Raw genomic sequence first — 16,075 nt, 5'->3', positions numbered from 1 at the left:
TCCTCTCATTGCTCCATTGCTTCAAACTCTTCCATGCTCATCAGCAACTCACGAGGCTTGGTGCCCTGCTCTTCGCCGACCACACCCGCCGCCGCGAGCTGATCCATGATGCGCGCCGCGCGGTTAAAACCGATTTTAAACATACGCTGCAGATTTCCGATCGAAGCCTTGTTCTTCTCAATCACAAAACGCCCCGCCTGGAAAAAGAGCGGATCTCGTCCGCTGTCGGCAGCCTGGACCGCCGGACTGTCACCCGAGCGCAAAATCTTATCCTCAATCTCTTCCGAATACGAGAGCGGAATTTCCTCTTCCCGGATGAATTCGACCGCCTTCTGCACTTCCTGATCCGAGACAAAGGCGCCCTGCACGCGCACCGGCTTCGGGATTCCCTGCGGGAAAAAGAGCATATCACCCTTTCCGAGCAGTTTTTCCGCGCCGACGCCGTCCAGAATGGTCCGCGAGTCGATACCCGAGGAGACCGCGAACGCGATGCGGGACGGAATATTTGCCTTGATGAGGCCGGTGATGACATTGACACTCGGCCGCTGGGTTGCGATTACGAGATGCATGCCGGCCGCACGAGCGAGCTGCGCGATGCGGCAGATAGCCTCTTCCACTTCATTTTTGGAGACCATCATGAGGTCGGCAAGCTCATCGATGATGATGACGAGCTGGGGTAACGGCGTCGGCAAATCCTCCTGATTCACGGTTCCGCTCGCCGCGGCTGCCCGGATTCTCTCGTTATAGCCCCGCAGGTCGCGAACGCCGGTCTCCGCAAATTTCCGATAGCGATCCGTCATCTCGGCAACTGCCCAGTTGAGCGCGCCCGCTGCCTTCTTCGGGTCCGTGACGACCGGAATCAGGAGATGCGGGATGCCGTTGTAGACCGAGAGTTCCACGACCTTCGGATCTATCATGATGAGCTTCACTTCCTCCGGCCGATAACGGTAGAGGATGCTCATAATCAACGTGTTGATACAGACCGACTTACCGGAGCCGGTCGCACCGGCAATCAGGAGATGCGGCATCTTTGCAATGTCTGTGACCACAGTCTGTCCCGCAATGTCCTTGCCGACCGCGAAACTGATCTTGCCGTTCGCCTTTTTAAAGCGCTCGCTCTCCAGGAGATCCCGGAGATAGACCGTATTGTTCTCCTTGTTCGGCACTTCGATGCCGACTGCGGACTTGCCGGGAATCGGCGCCTCGATGCGAATATCCGCCGCCGCGAGACTGAGCTTAATGTCATCGGCGAGCGCCACAATACGCCCGACCTTGACGCCCTGCGCGGGCAGAAGCTCATAGCGCGTCACGGCCGGACCGCAACTGAAGTTCGTGACTTTGACATCGACGCCGAAATTGTGGAGGGTCTCCTCGAGTTTCAGCGCCGTTGTCCTGTACTCGAGGTCGCTCTCCTGCCGCTTTTCCTTGCCTTTTTCGAGAAGGTCAAGCGGCGGCGTCTTGTACTTTTTCGGCGGCGCCGGTCTCTTCGGTGCGCTGACTTGTCTGTCCGCGCTCTGCTGCCGCACGGCTGTCTCCTGCCGCGGCATCGCTGTCCTAGCCGACGCTATGCCTGTCGCGACACTGCTTTCTTCCGTTCGGAACGAAAGGGGACGCAGCGGCTCGGCCTCGGCAATTTCGATGGAGCGCGGTATCTCCTCCTCGTCCCGGTTCCACTCGGCAGCCTCACTCTTTTCAATCTGCGCGAGTTTCTCTGCCTTTTCGGCTTCGCTCAGCTCTGTCTCCGGCGCCTCGTATACCTCACCGAAAGAGACCGCTTCGTCATATGTCGGTTCGTCATACATCTCTTCTTTCCGTGAAACCGCTGTCTCTTCGGAAGGGCTGTCATCCCGTCTTAAAATTTCATCCGCACGGCGCAGTGCCTCGAGAAGGGCGGGGTCGCCGTCCGCGTACAGGTCCGGCGTCGGCGGTGCGGCAGGCGCCTCCTCTGTCACGGGCTCTTCCGGTGAATATACGTCCCGCGAAAAATGCAACACTTCCGGCTCGTCTTCTTCGCGGAATTCCCGCCTTGCACTCCGACGCTCCTCCCAGTCATCCGTGATCTCCGTCCGTATGACCTCGCGCGGCAGCGTATCCGCCTCTTCTTCCGTTGTCTGCTTGTCCGGCTGTATGGCGTCAATCATTTTTCTCCAGGACGTTCTGGGTGCGGGAGCTGTCTCTGTCTTCGCCGCCTCGCTGTTCTCAGTGACCGGATTTCCGGCCTCCAAAGCCGCCTTCTCGGCTTCGAGCTCTTCGAGCCGCGCCGCAACTTCCGCCGAGAGCGCAGCCTCTCGCTGATCTCTCTCTGCGCGGCGTCTCGCAAGCTCTTCGCGGGTGCGCACATAGGCCTTGCCGCTATAGCGCTGTACGAGCGCGACAAACGATTTTTCCGTGATATACGAGAGGCAGAGAATCAGGAGCACCAATACAATCAGCACAGCGCCGACCTGCCCCAGGACCGTGCGGAGTGCTCCGGCGAGCAGCCCGCCGACGGCGCCGCCGCCCCGCTTGCCGGCATAGAGATAGGCGAGATCGCCGCCCTCTGTCCCCTGCAGCAGATGTACCAATACAATCAGAAATACATATGAGAGAAGAAGTGCCGTGTTTTTCTGGAGCGCCCGCTCCTTGTCGCCCGAGAGCGGGCTGTAAATCACGATCCCGCAGAGCAACAGCGGAAACAAGAGCCCCGGACTGCCAAAGAGCCCCAGCTGCACATCGCGAAGCACGGCACCGAGCGCGCCGCAGAGTCCGAAATTGCTGAGCAGCAAAAGGACCGCCAGAAGACCGAACAAAAGAGGCAGGGCTTCCTCCCGCAAAAATAAAGGTTGCTCCGCTGCCGACTGCCGCTTTTTCCGCACAGTCGCGCTGCTCCGTTTTCTGTTTTTTGCCGTTGTCGCGGTACGCCGCCTGCTTCCGCCCTTTTTCTGCGCCAAAATCGCCCCTCCTCTCCGTGAACCTGCGTTCGATTTAATAGGAATCCTGAACTTACAGTATAACACAAGCAGGGGAATCTGTCACAGAACGCCTTTGCTCTCTGCGACAGACTCCCCTGTCAAATTCATTTTTCCAATTGCCTTTTCCAATCACCGCCGCTCACAATTTGAGCTTCGGCTGTCCCGCTGTCTGAATGCGGATCAGCGCGCGATATAACCTGGCACGCGCCTGTATCCGCGCTTCCTCCGAGAGCTTCTCCTTGAGAAGCTCTTCCGCACGCCGCTTCGCCTCCTCCGCGCGCACCAGATCAATTTCATCGCTCCACTCAAAGGTTGTAGGCAGGAGCCGGCAAATGCCATCCATCACAGAGAGCATACCGCCGACGCAAGCCGCCTCCCGAACGGTGCCGTCCGGAAAATGCACTTTAGCAGTCCCCATTCCGACCGCTGTGCAGTAGTTCGTGTGATGCGCGAGGATTGCAATGTCACCCGTAATGCTGCGAAGCATGAGCTGCTCCACCTCACCCGCGTATTTTTGCCCGTCCAGCGTGACAATTTCCAAATGGAAGTTCGCCATGCGCTCTCCTCCTTACTGCGCGTTCTTTAACGCCTTTGCCTTCTCGAAAGCCTCATCAATGCCGCCGATCAGCAGGAAAGCGCTCTCGGGGAGCTCATCGCACTCGCCGTTCAGGATCATGCGGAAACCGCGAAGCGTCTCCCTTAAAGGAACGTACTTGCCCTTCAACCCCGTGAACTGCTCTGCGACCGAGAAGCTCTGCGAGAGAAAGTTCTGAATCTTACGGGCGCGGAATACTGTGACCTTATCCGCCTCCGAAAGCTCATCCATGCCCATGATTGCAATGATATCCTGCAGTTCCTTGTAGCGCTGCAGAACTTCCTGCACGTCCCTCGCAATCTTATAGTGCTCTTCCCCAACGACTTCTGGTGTCAAAATGCGGCTTGTCGAATCAAGCGGATCCACGGCCGGATAAATGCCCTTGCTCGCGATATCGCGCGAGAGCACTGTTGTTGCATCCAGATGTGTGAACGTGGTCGCCGGTGCCGGATCCGTCAGGTCATCAGCCGGGACATAAACTGCCTGCACCGAAGTGATGGATCCCTTTCTGGTCGAAGTGATGCGCTCCTGCAGCGCGCCCATATCCGTCGCGAGCGTCGGCTGATACCCGACGGCAGATGGCATGCGTCCGAGCAGCGCCGACACCTCGGAACCCGCCTGGGTAAAGCGGAAAATGTTGTCGATGAAGAGAAGCACATCCTGATTTCTCTCATCGCGGAAATACTCCGCCATCGTGAGGCCTGAGAGACCCACGCGCATTCTTGCACCCGGCGGTTCATTCATCTGTCCGTAGACCAGGGCGGTCTTTTCGAGAACGCCGCTCTCCTTCATTTCGCCGTAGAGATCATTTCCCTCTCTCGTTCGCTCGCCGACGCCTGTAAAGACCGAAATGCCGCCGTGTGCCGTCGCGACATTGTGAATCAATTCCATAATGAGGACAGTTTTGCCAACGCCCGCGCCGCCAAACAGACCGATCTTGCCGCCCTTTGCATAGGGGCAGATCAGGTCAACAACCTTGATACCGGTCTCCAGAATTTCCGTTGCCGGTGTCTGCTCTTCAAACGAAGGTGCCGGGCGGTGAATGCTGCGGCGCTCTGTCGTCTCCACGGCCGGTCCGTTGTCAACTGTCTCGCCGAGCAGGTTAAAAACACGGCCAAGACACGCATCGCCGACCGGCACTGTGATGGGACCGTTTAAGTCGCGAGCGGCGGCGCCGCGCACCAGACCGTCGGTCGAACTCATCGCAACGCAGCGGACGGTGTCATCGCCGATCTGCTGTGCCACCTCCGCAATGAGTTTTTTGTCCTCCGGCATATCTACTTCAATCGCATGGAGGAGCGCCGGAAGTTCTCCCTCCGCAAAGCGGACATCTAGCACAGCGCCCGTCACCTGTACGACTTTACCTACATGCTGCTCACTCATCAAAGCTTCTCCTTCATAAGCGCTTATCCATTGCTGCCCTCTGCGCCGCTGACAATTTCTGTGATCTCCTGTGTGATGCTCGCCTGGCGCGCGCGGTTATAGTAGAGGCTCAGTTTATCAATCATTTCTCCGGCATTGTCCGTCGCCGCCTCCATGGCTGTGCGGCGCGCCGCATATTCACTCGCGAGCGAACTCGCAACGGCACTGTAGAGCAATCCCGCGAGATACTCCGGCACAATGGCGTCATAGACTTCCTCTGCACTCGGCTCATAGAGAATCAAATTCTGCGCTCTCTTTTTCTCTTCTCCTTCTTTGCCGCAGATTGCACAGTCTTCATTTTTGAAATCAACAAGCGGCAGCAGACTGGAAGAACCTGGCTCCTGCTTCATCAGAGAGACAAAATCGGTATAAAAAAGCGAAATATGTCCAAACTCTCCTGTGCGAAACAACGCGCAGAGCCGTCTTGCGACTGCATAGCAGTCCGAGACGCGGATGGAAGCGACCATCATCTTCTCGCTTTCCAGGCATTCGAGCCTCTTCTGCGCGACATAATCCCGCGCCTTTCTGCCAAGCGGAAGCACTGCGAATTCCTTTTCTCTGCTCTCCGTCTCAAAAGCGCGAAACAGATTGGCATTGTAGCCGCCCGCCATGCCGCGATCACCTGCAATTAGCACATAGCAATGCCTATGGCTTTGATTTTTCCGCGCATAAACGCTGGTATAATCCGTATTTTCCGCGGCAATATTGATCAGGGTCTGCCGAAGCGCTGAAAAATATGGCGCGCTGGCCTCCGCCTTTTCCTTGGCTCTCCGCAGTTTCGAAGATGCGACCAGTTCCATCGCCTTCGTGATCTGCATGGTATTCTGTATGCTTTTAATCCGGAGTTTGACGGACTTCATATTTGCTGCAGCCATCGTCTCCTCCTGTTAAGCCTGCGCTTTGCTCGTCTGCTCACTCTGCAGGAACTCCTCGACGCAGCGCTGAAGCGCCTGCTTCAATCGCTCTTCTCCCTCCGCGCTATAGGCTCCATTTTGCCGGATTTCCTCCATAACAGCGACACCGTCCGGATCTCTGTCGAGGAAGCGGTACAATACCGCTTCAAATTCCCTGATTTTTTCGACTGGAACCGGCGTCAAAATGTGATTGACAACTGCATAGAGAATCGCGACCTGTTTTTCAACCGGAATCGGCGTTGACTTTCCCTGCTTCAGGACTTCCACAATGCGCTCTCCCTGTGCGAGACGCGCCTTGGTGTCTGCATCCAGATCCGAACCGAACTGGGCAAAGCTCTGCAATTCACGAAACTGCGAGTAAATGAGCTTCAAGGTTCCGGCGACCTTTTTCATTGCCTTGACCTGCGCGTTGCCGCCGACGCGCGACACCGAGATACCTGGATTCACAGCCGGCATAACGCCGCTGTGGAAGAGCTCTGTCTCGAGGAAAATCTGACCGTCGGTAATCGAAATCACGTTGGTCGGAATGTAGGCCGAGACATCGCCCGCCTGCGTCTCGATAATCGGCAGCGCCGTCATCGAACCCGCGCCCTTGTCCGCCGAGAGCTTTGCCGCGCGCTCTAACAGACGCGAGTGCAGGTAGAAGACATCGCCCGGGTATGCCTCACGGCCCGGCGGGCGGCGAATCAGCAGCGAAATTGCGCGGTATGCAACCGCGTGCTTCGAGAGGTCATCGTAGACAATCAGCACATGCTGACCGCGGTTCATAAAATACTCGCCCATCGCGCAGCCCGCATACGGCGCAATGTACTGCAGGGGGCTCGGCTCCGAAGCCGTTGCCGCGACGACAATCGTGTAGTCCATCGCGCCCGCCTCTTTGAGCGTATTCACCAGTGCTGTGACGGTGGAACGCTTCTGTCCGATTGCGACATAAATGCAGATGACATCCTTGCCCTTCTGATTCAGAATTGTATCCAATGCAATGGTCGTCTTTCCGGTCTGGCGGTCGCCAATGATCAATTCACGCTGACCGCGACCAATCGGAATCATCGAATCAATGGCTTTGATGCCTGTCTGCATTGGCTCTTTGACCGGCTGACGGTCAATGATGCCGGGCGCCGGGCTCTCGACCGCGCGATATTCTTTGCTATCAATCGGGCCTGCGCCGTCAATCGGCTGGCCGATTGCATTGACCACGCGACCAAGGAGCGCCTCTCCGACCGGGACTGAGACCACACGACCCGTGCGTTTTACAGCCTGCCCCTCCTGAACGCCGACGTCCGAGCCGAACAAAACCGCCGAGACGCTGTTTTCCTCCAGATTCTGTGCCATACCGAAGCTACCATCCTGAAATTCGAGGAGTTCACCGGACATGCAGTTATAAAGTCCGGAAACTCTCGCAATACCGTCTCCGACCGTGAGCACTGTCCCGGTCTCGTTCTGAATGATGGCATTCTCGTAGTATTTAATCTGGCTTCGAATGACCTCAGAGATCTTTTCTGACTTTAATTCCATTCTATGCCCACCTTTTTACAGTACTATTTCTTCCACTTTTTTGCGAATCTCGAGGAGACGACCCGCGACGCTGCCGTCCAGAGTCTTTCCGTCGATCTCAACCACAATGCCGCCGAGCAGACTTGCATCGAGCATCTCCCGCAGCACCACTTGTTTTCCACTCCGCTTCCCCAGCGCTTCTTTCAGCCTATCGCGCTCTTCCTGGTCAAGCGGCACAGCTGTGCGCACAGTCGCTGCGACAATATTGTGCGCTGCGTTGAAACGGCGCTCATAGGCGCGGCACATGCCCCCATACTGAGACAACAGCTCCCTCTCGGTAATGAGCTTTAAGAAATTCAGAAGATAGGGTCTGATTTCACCGCGGAACGCCTGATCGAGGAGCTCTAAGCGCTTCTCCTTCGGGATGCTCGGCTCGGAGAGCAGTGCGGCATACTTCGGATTTTCGTGAAACAGAGCCTGCACGCCCTTCATCTCAGCCAAAATCTCCTGTTCCTGCTGCTCCTCTGCCGCAAGATCATAGAGGCTCCCGCCATAGAGCTCTGCAACGCGCATCATGACGCATCCTCAACCTTCTGCAGAAAATCATCAATCAGTGCGCGGTGATCCGCCTCATGAACCTCCCGCTCTATCACCTGCCCTGCAATGTCCATCGCAAGGCCGCCAATTTCATCCTTCGCCTCATTGAGAACGCGCTTTTTCTCCTGGCGGATATCATTTTCCGCCTTCGTTTTCAGCGACTGCGCCTCGGTTCTCGCACTTGCAAGCAGAGCATCTGCCTGCTGCGAAGCATCCTGCTTTGCGCGCTCCAGTATGCCGGCCGCCTCTTCGCGCGCCTGCGCCATATTCTTTGTATACTCTGCCTTGACAGCCTCTGCCTCGGCCTTTTCCTGTTCCGCTGCCCGTATGTTCTGATCCGCCCGCTTCTGGCGCTCTTCGAGGACGCGCCGAATGGGTTTGAACAGGAACTTCTTCATCAGAAACATCTGAATGAAGAGATTCAGGATGGTCAGAATAAAGGTCGAAGGCACGATGGTTACCAGTGCCTGTGTATCCATTCCGCTCCTCCCGATTTACTTCAGGAAATTCATGAACATGCCCGGTGCCACGAAGATCAGAAGCAGGCCCGTGACGAAACCGTAAATACCCGTGGTCTCTGCGATAGCGCAGCCGAGAAGCATGGTGCTCGTCACATCGCCCTTGCACTCCGGCTGACGGCCGATGGCCTCCAGTGCCTTTGCGACAGCGTTGCCCTCACCGATACCGGGTCCGATACCGGCGATCAGTGCGCAACCCGCACCGATGCCGCAACCCATGAGCGCGATACCTCTTGCAAGAAACTGAAAATCTGTCATGACTCTATCCTCCTAAATGTTGGTGATTGCAAATGCCGCCTTACCCTTCGGACGCATTCGCAATGTACATAATGGTTAGCATGGTAAAAATAAATGCCTGCATGATACCGGAAAACCAGTCAAAGTAGAACGACATGATGGCCGGAAGTCCGACTGCGAGAATCGGGATGTGCGAGAGGAAGTCTCCGACCGCTCCCGGAATTAATCCGAAGAGTGCCGCAGAGGCAACGCCGAGCGCCGCATAAATCAGTCCGTTGATGACCACGCCCGAGAGCACATTGCCGAAGTGACGGCACGCCATACTGATCGGCGTTGCAATCTCGGAGAGAATGTTAAACGGTGTCATCACCGGAATCGGCGTCGTGAAGCCCTTCAGATAGCCGAGCAAACCGCCCGCCTTGATTTTATTCAGTGTAATCATCGTGAATACCGTCACGGCCCAGGCTGCTTCAACCGACAAATCGGCCGTCGGACTTCTGAGTCCGACGAGACTGATCAGGTTCGAAATCACACTCGTGGAAAACAACGCGCCGACAAACGGAATCAGATAGTCGAACTTGTTTCCGCCCGTGTTGTTCCGCACCAGATTTTCCGCACTCTCCACAATGAGCTCTGCGAGTGCCTGCCGTTTTCCGATGTGCTCCACCTTTAAATCGCGGGTCAGAAAAATACAGAGTCCCGTGATAATCAGCATCACCAGCCAGGAGACAACCACCGTCTCCGAGACAACAATGTCACCGATGAGCGGCAGATGTGTCGGAATGCGGAAGAAAATCTTTGCGCCGGAAATATCAAAATTCATAGCTTAGATCTCACCCCCTTGTTTGGTTTTCTGCTCTTCCTTCGGCGGGAAGATGCCTTGCAGCCGCACGGAAAACCCCGGGAAAAACAGCGGCAGAATACCCGCGACCGGATGAATGACAGGCACTGCCACCGCCAATATCATCCACACAATCTGCAAGGTATTGCGATTCACATAGGATTTCTGCATGAACCGCTTTGCCTCCTTGGGATCTTCGAGACCTGCGACGTGTTGCACCGTGAGTCCCATCAGAAAGAAGTTTAATATCCCCACCGCTGCGCCCAGCAAGGCAGAGAAAACTGTGCCGTAAGAAAAGCCGATTTTCTTCGGAAATGCCAGGTGTAGCGCAAAAAAAACGGCCAGCATGACAAGAGTCATGAACACTACATGGAGTGCCACTCTCCCCGTCTCACGCCGGACAGCTTCCTGTACCTTCATAGTTCTGCTCCTTTTCCCGGTCAGCGATGGTCATTGCTCGCAATACGCGTTTCCTTTTCCTTCTCTTCCTGTTCTGTCCGCTCACATTCCCGCCGATACAGTTTCCATGCCGTCGTGAAGGAGCCGCCGAGCCCAAAGAAAAAGCCCGGAATATACACCCACGCGCCGACCTGCCAGCGTGCAACCAGATAGTGACAGAAAAAAAGGCATAAAAGAAGCGGCGCCGCGAGAGAAAGACCGAACTGGCTCAGCAGCAAAAGGTTTTGCATAATCTCAGAACGATGCCTCATTTCCTGCCTCTCTTCACAACACCGGAACAATAAAATACGCGCTCACTTTATCACCGATTGGCACATTTGTCAAGGTAATGTTGACTAATTGACACTGTCATCCTTCCCCACTTTTTCGGCAGAGTGTTAAAAACAACCATTTGACAGTGCTTTCTGCGGAAGCACTGGACTTTTTTCGTGCTTTGTTCCAAAATGCATACAAGAACAATGCGGAGGTACTCACGGATGAAAACAGTCAAAGAAATCGCACGGGATATGGCCTACTACTCAAAGGGAAATTTGCATGACATCGACCATTTTCTCCGCGTCTGGGGCTATGCGCGGGACATTGCCGACGGCGAATGCCTCTCAAAGCGCGAGCGCTATGTACTGGAGGTCGCGGCCATCACACATGACATTGCCTGCCCGCTCTGCCGCGAAAAATACGGCAATACCGACGGCAAGAACCAGGAGCGCGAAGGCGCTGTTCTGGTGCGCGCTTTTTTACGGGACGCCGGGATCCCGGGCGAATTGTTAGAGCGCATCGTTTTTCTGGTCGGACATCACCACAGTTACGATGCGGTCAACGGCACAGACTATCAGATACTCCTCGAGGCCGACTATATTGCAAACGCGCTCGAAAATCACACGCCGCCCTCTGCCGTGAGACAGGCTCTTAAGTCTGTCTTCCGCACTAAGAGCGGCATCGAAGAGGCAAAGACTATGCTACACCTCTCCTCCCATTCTTAACTTCTCCCACATTCTACATAGAGAAAGGGCATTCTCGCCTGCGTTTCCTTATAAAACAGCAGCTCCCAACCATTATCTCTGAAAAAAGCAAGATATTCCCCCGCCGTCCACTGATGCTCGAACCGCACACCGACTAGCCCCAGAACAGCTTCCCAGCAACGACCGACAAAGTGCTCTCGTTTCTTCACAAAATTCGGGGCAATCAAAATACCGTCCGGGCGCAACACGCGGGCTATTTCCCGCAGGGCGAACTCCGGCTCCGGCAAAAGATGCAGGGCATTCACAATGATCACAGCATCGAAGCTCGCGTCCGCATAGGGCAGGGATAGGGCATCCGCCACCTCAAAGCGCAAGTTTTTCGGGCAGATGCCTTTTTTTGCTTCCGCAATCATGCCCTCCGAATAATCCGTCGCGAGCATGCGCTTGGTAACCGGCGCTATGCGCTTCGCGAGCACACCGGGCCCGGTGGCAAGCTCCAGCACTTCCTTTGCGCGAACCAGCTTCGCAATGCGGCGATACAGAAACGCATAGCTTCTCTCCTCCGCCCGCATGGCCCGGCTGTAGATAGGTGCATACAGATCCCAGATTTTCCCTTTCATCCGCCCCTCCTTTCCGAACGCGAAAACAAGGTTATCTGTAACTACTATAGACACGAATCCACTGAAAGCGCAAGATTTACGCAAAGTTTGTTCTTATCTCGGCACACACTCTCCGATACGGATTATCGTGCTGAGCACAAACTAAGCCGCGTGAACGCCATCATATAAATCAATTTTCTCCACTTCGCTCTTCTGCTTCCGAACGAGACTTTGCTTCCACGCCGGGCAAGGTGATTTTGGGTATCTTGTCGAGCACGGTTGCTCTGCCCGCCTCGGCGAGGCCCCCGAGCGCCGCGGTCAGTTCACTCCGCTTCTCTTTCGGAAGCTTCCCAAACCCCTTTATGATGAGCCCGGTATTCTTGAATAGATTCTCTCCGAATTCCACGAAGGTCTCTGCCTCCGTCATCTCAATCATGGAGAAGACCGTCTCAACCAGAGATTTCCGCGCCTCGTCGTCCATGGTTTCGAGCCAGGTTCCGAGTGATTTCTCGACAAAATCACTGAAGGCATCCGGTTCCGCGCGGACAAATTTGTCCTTGGTCACTTCCCATGTCGTCACATCGTGCTGAAAGATACCTGCGGCAGTACTCTTTACGACGGTATGCGCCGCCTCGTTCGAAAGCAAGCGGCCTATGATAGAGGTCTGCGGGACTATGTTGGTAATCTTCGGCAACAGCTCTCGGTACGCTGCCGAGCGCACAATCTCTTCCCGAAAGCCGGGGCCGTCGTTGTTATAGACTTTCAGTATCCGCTCTTTGACCGCATCATCGCAGAAAGCAGCCGCGAACATCGCAAAGTTGCCGCCCTTTGAGTGTCCTCCGAGGATTAAGTCACCCTCAACACAGGCTGCCACTTCGTTCAGATAGGAAACCGCCTCCTTGGCGCCCTCGGTCTCCGCGGTAAAGCTCATCAAAAAGTCCTCTTTCCAACCGGTGATACTTAAATCCGTGCCGCGAAACGAGACATACCTGGTCCCGTCCGGAAGCAAAAAGACGAGCGCCGCGAACTGCTGCACCTTTTCCTTGTCAAAGACCTCTCTGAAGTGCACGACTTTGGTTCCCCGGAAGCGTGCCCCGCGTACCATGTCTTCGAGTAACAGCGGCGCTCTCTCGATAAAGAGCTTACTCTTCCGCACTTCTGCCAAGTCGTGTTTTTTGCAAAAGCGTTTCAAACAGGTTTCGATGCTCACACGCCGCTTCTCTTCCTGCAAGAGCTCGCCGAAGTCCGCATAGGCGAGATAAGACAAAAGCACATTGTCGATTTCATTAAACGGCGCTGCACTAAAACTTACGTCATTTCTCCATTTTAAATAATCCATGAGTTCCATATGATTTCACCTCTATTCTCATTCATTATACGAAAGAGCCGTCGGAATTTCATCCACTGCTCATTTAGTTTCTTTGGGAAAGGGCCCCGCCGATCAGCCCTCTTTCGGCTTACAGGCGCAAAGCTTATCCGGACTTCTACGTTTCTCGCCATAAAAAGACCTCCCGCCATTCTCTCTTTTAAGAGACGGCGGGAGGCTATTCTGCTTCAGCAGTTCTTTATTCTTATGACTTCTTTTCTAGCAATGCCAAGCACTCCAAGTGTCGTAGGACAACGCCGTTGATGTCAGAGGTTTTCAATATTTTTGTGTTTAGAAACCATCCACGGAAATCGCTTTGAGGGAAGTTGTCCACAGGTGACTTTCAGCTCGATAAACTGGAAGTTGTTTATAACCCTAAAATGTAGAATCCGTTATATCTTCTTGACTTAATCAGCCATTCTATCAATACTTCATAATCTACCGGTTTTTCTCTACGAAGTCTTTCTATAATAGAATCTATTAAAGCTGGTGCATAGTAGTTGATTCCGTATACATCTACCGTTCCGCACTTCAAATTGTTATATATACCACAATCAAAAACACTACTGTATTCTTTGTAAAATACATTTTCGTCATCTATATACAAAGAATCATCTTGCCAGTTATTTATACTATCAACTGCAACTAATCTATCTGTGGCAGTTCCACTTGGTAACTTACAAAATTGTATTTCAACGAATGCAGAACCACCATAGTTCCTTCGTTCCTCCTGAGAATTAAAAATGTGAAATAACACCGTATCACCTCTACAACTTCAAAGTTATCAGAGCCCGATAACCTCTTGACCGCCTCTTATATTTCTATTTCAGATGGCAGCATCCGATCGGACATAGTGCGTTTTTCTTCCTGCTCCCAATCGAGTCAGGGTTCCATCCTCGACCAGTTTTTTTAGGGCTGATTCCACGGAGGAGCTTCCGAGACTCGGACAGGCCATCATTGCTTCCTGCTTCGTAAATGTACCGATTTTATTCAGCACAAATTCCTTTACGATATCATAAGATGTGCTTCTACCCCCGCTTTTTTCCGCAATAGTCACTCGCGCCTCAAATTCCCTGTAGCAGGCAAGTATAACACCCAGCATATATTTTATAAAAGGCTTCGGATCATTCTTTTCTTCATGCCACAGTTTGTCGGCATCCGCCAAGGCCTTGTAATACGACCCTTTTGTATCCGCAATGGCCTTTTCGATACTGATATACTGTCCGACCATATATCCGCTGCGATAAAGCAGGAGCAGCGTAAGAAGTCTGCTCATTCTTCCGTTTCCGTCATTAAATGGATGAATGCAGAGAAAATCCAGTATAAAACACGGAACCAGTATCTTTCTTTCCATTGCCAAGAACCCTGTCTATTTCATTTGGCGCAGTTTTAAAGCTCCCGCCATATGATAGATTTGTAAACCGCAGCAAATCCCTATGCATCTGCAGGATGTAGTTAGGTCTTACCGGTATGGCATTATAATCTTCATGCACCAAAGCTAAAACATTCCGATAGCCGAGAATTTCCTCTTCATCACGATTTCTTGGCGTGGTCTTATCGTCCGTAAGCTGTTTTAACCTTGGATTGGTTGTTACAATCCCTTCAATACGGTTAGAGCTTTCCGTACTCTGTATTCCGGCTATCTCAATAAGGCGTTTAAGCTCCCTCGGCTTCTGCTTTGTAAATATTTCTGCTTGCCTTTATATTCCTGTGTCTGTGAGACATATGACAGTATTCCATTATCCCATGTTCTATCTTTTAATATGGAGTAATCAAATTTTCTCATTGTCTTTTGTCTTTTTCTTTCTACCAATCGCTTTTATTTGCTCCCAATTATATCAACGTTTTGGGAGAAAACCAATTACTTTGGGAGACTTTTTACCCGACAAACGAAAAAAGACACACGATCATCGCCGAGTGCCAGATAGTGTCAATACACAGGAAATCCTATTTACAGAGATTTCTTTACACACTCCCCTTCGGGGCAAAAAAGATCCCGAACCTTTTCTGGTGCGAGATCTCAGTAAAAGCATATTCAGTTTTCTTCCGACAAACTGGTATTTTTTATTCTCCCGTCGCTTCACGGTATTCATCTGTACCTACATCACTCCAGGCATGTCTGCCTGCCATGATGACTTTGCCACTGGCGTATTCATATGCGTACATCTCCATGATCTGCGGATCTGAATCTCCCTCCTTATCCGTTGCTGACTGATAGAGTACATACAGTGCACATTTCCCATTCATGGATTCGCGATCATACAGGATATAGGTATACGCCTCCGAATCTGATGAAATCACGAACTCCGGCGTCCCTTTCGCGGTATATGTGACATTCGCCTCATCTACATCTGCATCACCAACTGTACGTGCTACAGCCAGCAGGCCGTTAATAATCCGCAGCTCTCCTTCATCAGGATATTCATCTGCCTGTTCAGCATCAGCTGTTCCAGATTCTGTTTCCTCATTTCCAGAGGTTTTTTCCTGCTCATACAGCCAGTCAGGCCTGCCATCCGGATAATAGCTATATGAAGCCAGCACTTTACCGTCATCTGCCATATCCAATTTCACACTCTCCCACAGGTCATCATAATTCTGATCGACAGACAACGTTACCACATCTCCTACCCAGGAGATCTCATATGCACCCCTTGCAATAGCAGCAAAGCCGTCATCCGGGAATAGGGTGGCATCCAGCTCCCTGATGAATATCGGTGAAGTCCGTTCATAAAGTCGGATATTGCCGAGGAGCAGAAATGTAGACTCTCCCGCGACCAGCGAATACTGCTGATCCGGTGAATCGAATTCGTGCCAGGTCGTAACTGCATGACGTCCCAACCAGATCAGACTCCCCAACAGCAGGCCGGAGATAACCCCGATCCAGCCGCAGACCAGCAATGCTTTTACCGACTTCCGTACCGTTTTGCACCATGTACGAATCAAAAAGGAAACTGCACCGGCACAGAGAAGACACAGCAGGATGAACAGAAAATCATCCAGTTTCAGTCTGACTGACCTTATCAGAACGACCTGCCCGGTCACCCGCTCTGCAATGAACAGGCATAAACAGAAGACACCCCACTCGGTCAGCAGATATCCAAAAATTCTCCTTCTTACATTCAT

At 53.1% G+C, this 16,075-nt stretch carries 17 protein-coding genes; 1 reads left to right on the top strand and 16 read right to left on the bottom strand.

The window, feature by feature from the left end:
• Positions 1-5 precede the first annotated feature (5 nt).
• The 11 genes from HMPREF9623_RS00765 to HMPREF9623_RS00715 form a co-directional block, all read right to left on the bottom strand.
• Entirely contained in the window at positions 6-2,930 is a 2,925-nt protein-coding gene (locus HMPREF9623_RS00765) for a DNA translocase FtsK (protein ID WP_009531978.1), read from the bottom strand.
• 160 nt (positions 2,931-3,090) lie between these two features.
• The gene (gene atpC, locus HMPREF9623_RS00760; RefSeq protein ID WP_009531977.1) at positions 3,091-3,507 is read right to left on the bottom strand and encodes an ATP synthase F1 subunit epsilon; all 417 of its coding nucleotides are present in this window, start codon (positions 3,505-3,507) and stop codon (positions 3,091-3,093) included.
• Positions 3,508-3,519: 12 nt separating this feature from the next.
• Complete coding sequence (gene atpD / locus HMPREF9623_RS00755; protein WP_009531976.1) at positions 3,520-4,929, bottom strand: F0F1 ATP synthase subunit beta; 1,410 nt, start codon at positions 4,927-4,929, stop codon at positions 3,520-3,522.
• Positions 4,930-4,952: 23 nt separating this feature from the next.
• Positions 4,953-5,843: an ATP synthase F1 subunit gamma gene (gene atpG, locus HMPREF9623_RS00750; protein WP_009531975.1), complete on the bottom strand. Its 891-nt coding sequence runs from the start codon at positions 5,841-5,843 to the stop codon at positions 4,953-4,955.
• Between the two features lie 12 nt (positions 5,844-5,855).
• Entirely contained in the window at positions 5,856-7,397 is a 1,542-nt protein-coding gene (gene atpA, locus HMPREF9623_RS00745) for a F0F1 ATP synthase subunit alpha (protein ID WP_009531974.1), read from the bottom strand.
• A gap of 15 nt (positions 7,398-7,412) precedes the next feature.
• Complete coding sequence (atpH, locus tag HMPREF9623_RS00740; RefSeq protein ID WP_009531973.1) at positions 7,413-7,952, bottom strand: ATP synthase F1 subunit delta; 540 nt, start codon at positions 7,950-7,952, stop codon at positions 7,413-7,415.
• Positions 7,949-8,452 carry a F0F1 ATP synthase subunit B gene (gene atpF, locus HMPREF9623_RS00735; protein ID WP_009531972.1) on the bottom strand — a complete coding sequence of 168 codons (504 nt, stop codon included), beginning with the start codon at positions 8,450-8,452 and terminating at the stop codon, positions 7,949-7,951. Before atpF ends, atpH begins: the two co-directional genes overlap by 4 nt.
• Positions 8,453-8,467: 15 nt before the next feature.
• Positions 8,468-8,749 (bottom strand): ATP synthase F0 subunit C, encoded by a 282-nt coding sequence (atpE, locus tag HMPREF9623_RS00730; RefSeq protein ID WP_009531971.1) that lies wholly within the window; start codon positions 8,747-8,749, stop codon positions 8,468-8,470.
• 40 nt (positions 8,750-8,789) lie between these two features.
• Positions 8,790-9,551 (bottom strand): F0F1 ATP synthase subunit A, encoded by a 762-nt coding sequence (locus HMPREF9623_RS00725; protein ID WP_009531970.1) that lies wholly within the window; start codon positions 9,549-9,551, stop codon positions 8,790-8,792.
• Between the two features lie 3 nt (positions 9,552-9,554).
• Entirely contained in the window at positions 9,555-9,989 is a 435-nt protein-coding gene (locus tag HMPREF9623_RS00720) for an ATP synthase subunit I (RefSeq protein ID WP_009531969.1), read from the bottom strand.
• A gap of 20 nt (positions 9,990-10,009) precedes the next feature.
• On the bottom strand, positions 10,010-10,279 hold the full coding sequence (locus tag HMPREF9623_RS00715; protein WP_009531968.1) for an AtpZ/AtpI family protein: 270 nt from the start codon (positions 10,277-10,279) through the stop codon (positions 10,010-10,012).
• 225 nt (positions 10,280-10,504) lie between these two features.
• Here HMPREF9623_RS00715 and HMPREF9623_RS00710 point away from each other — a divergent pair, with 225 nt between their 5' ends.
• Positions 10,505-11,008, top strand: coding sequence for an HD domain-containing protein (locus tag HMPREF9623_RS00710; protein ID WP_009531967.1), 504 nt, complete (start codon positions 10,505-10,507; stop codon positions 11,006-11,008).
• Here the strand turns inward: HMPREF9623_RS00710 and HMPREF9623_RS00705 are convergent.
• From HMPREF9623_RS00705 to HMPREF9623_RS00690, 5 genes are all read right to left on the bottom strand, one after another.
• Positions 11,005-11,607 carry a class I SAM-dependent methyltransferase gene (locus HMPREF9623_RS00705; protein ID WP_009531966.1) on the bottom strand — a complete coding sequence of 201 codons (603 nt, stop codon included), beginning with the start codon at positions 11,605-11,607 and terminating at the stop codon, positions 11,005-11,007. The genes HMPREF9623_RS00710 and HMPREF9623_RS00705 overlap by 4 nt on opposite strands.
• 169 nt (positions 11,608-11,776) lie before the next feature.
• On the bottom strand, positions 11,777-12,934 hold the full coding sequence (locus tag HMPREF9623_RS00700; protein ID WP_009531965.1) for an Mbeg1-like protein: 1,158 nt from the start codon (positions 12,932-12,934) through the stop codon (positions 11,777-11,779).
• A 385-nt stretch (positions 12,935-13,319) separates the two neighbouring features.
• Positions 13,320-13,709: a hypothetical protein gene (locus HMPREF9623_RS11405; RefSeq protein ID WP_154646078.1), complete on the bottom strand. Its 390-nt coding sequence runs from the start codon at positions 13,707-13,709 to the stop codon at positions 13,320-13,322.
• A gap of 69 nt (positions 13,710-13,778) precedes the next feature.
• Positions 13,779-14,306 (bottom strand): Fic family protein, encoded by a 528-nt coding sequence (locus HMPREF9623_RS12055; RefSeq protein ID WP_009531964.1) that lies wholly within the window; start codon positions 14,304-14,306, stop codon positions 13,779-13,781.
• A 710-nt stretch (positions 14,307-15,016) separates the two neighbouring features.
• Positions 15,017-16,075: a hypothetical protein gene (locus tag HMPREF9623_RS00690; protein ID WP_009531963.1), complete on the bottom strand. Its 1,059-nt coding sequence runs from the start codon at positions 16,073-16,075 to the stop codon at positions 15,017-15,019.

It is taken from the genome of Stomatobaculum longum (genome assembly GCA_000242235.1).
Classification (GTDB): domain Bacteria; phylum Bacillota; class Clostridia; order Lachnospirales; family Lachnospiraceae; genus Moryella; species Moryella longum.
Note: the sequence above shows the minus strand (reverse complement) of the source record. Positions and strands in the feature narration are given on the sequence as shown.

Coding starts and splice junctions, on each gene's coding strand:
- HMPREF9623_RS00715 (WP_009531968.1), bottom strand. CDS start 10,279: ATGAGGCATCGTTCTGAGATTATGCAAAACCTTTTGCTGCTGAGCCAG.
- atpH (WP_009531973.1), bottom strand. CDS start 7,952: ATGATGCGCGTTGCAGAGCTCTATGGCGGGAGCCTCTATGATCTTGCG.
- atpE (WP_009531971.1), bottom strand. CDS start 8,749: ATGACAGATTTTCAGTTTCTTGCAAGAGGTATCGCGCTCATGGGTTGC.
- HMPREF9623_RS12055 (WP_009531964.1), bottom strand. CDS start 14,306: ATGGAAAGAAAGATACTGGTTCCGTGTTTTATACTGGATTTTCTCTGC.
- HMPREF9623_RS00720 (WP_009531969.1), bottom strand. CDS start 9,989: ATGAAGGTACAGGAAGCTGTCCGGCGTGAGACGGGGAGAGTGGCACTC.
- atpA (WP_009531974.1), bottom strand. CDS start 7,397: ATGGAATTAAAGTCAGAAAAGATCTCTGAGGTCATTCGAAGCCAGATT.
- HMPREF9623_RS00690 (WP_009531963.1), bottom strand. CDS start 16,075: ATGAATGTAAGAAGGAGAATTTTTGGATATCTGCTGACCGAGTGGGGT.
- HMPREF9623_RS00710 (WP_009531967.1), top strand. CDS start 10,505: ATGAAAACAGTCAAAGAAATCGCACGGGATATGGCCTACTACTCAAAG.
- atpF (WP_009531972.1), bottom strand. CDS start 8,452: ATGGATACACAGGCACTGGTAACCATCGTGCCTTCGACCTTTATTCTG.
- HMPREF9623_RS00705 (WP_009531966.1), bottom strand. CDS start 11,607: ATGAAAGGGAAAATCTGGGATCTGTATGCACCTATCTACAGCCGGGCC.
- HMPREF9623_RS00725 (WP_009531970.1), bottom strand. CDS start 9,551: ATGAATTTTGATATTTCCGGCGCAAAGATTTTCTTCCGCATTCCGACA.
- atpC (WP_009531977.1), bottom strand. CDS start 3,507: ATGGCGAACTTCCATTTGGAAATTGTCACGCTGGACGGGCAAAAATAC.
- atpG (WP_009531975.1), bottom strand. CDS start 5,843: ATGGCTGCAGCAAATATGAAGTCCGTCAAACTCCGGATTAAAAGCATA.
- atpD (WP_009531976.1), bottom strand. CDS start 4,929: ATGAGTGAGCAGCATGTAGGTAAAGTCGTACAGGTGACGGGCGCTGTG.
- HMPREF9623_RS00700 (WP_009531965.1), bottom strand. CDS start 12,934: ATGGAACTCATGGATTATTTAAAATGGAGAAATGACGTAAGTTTTAGT.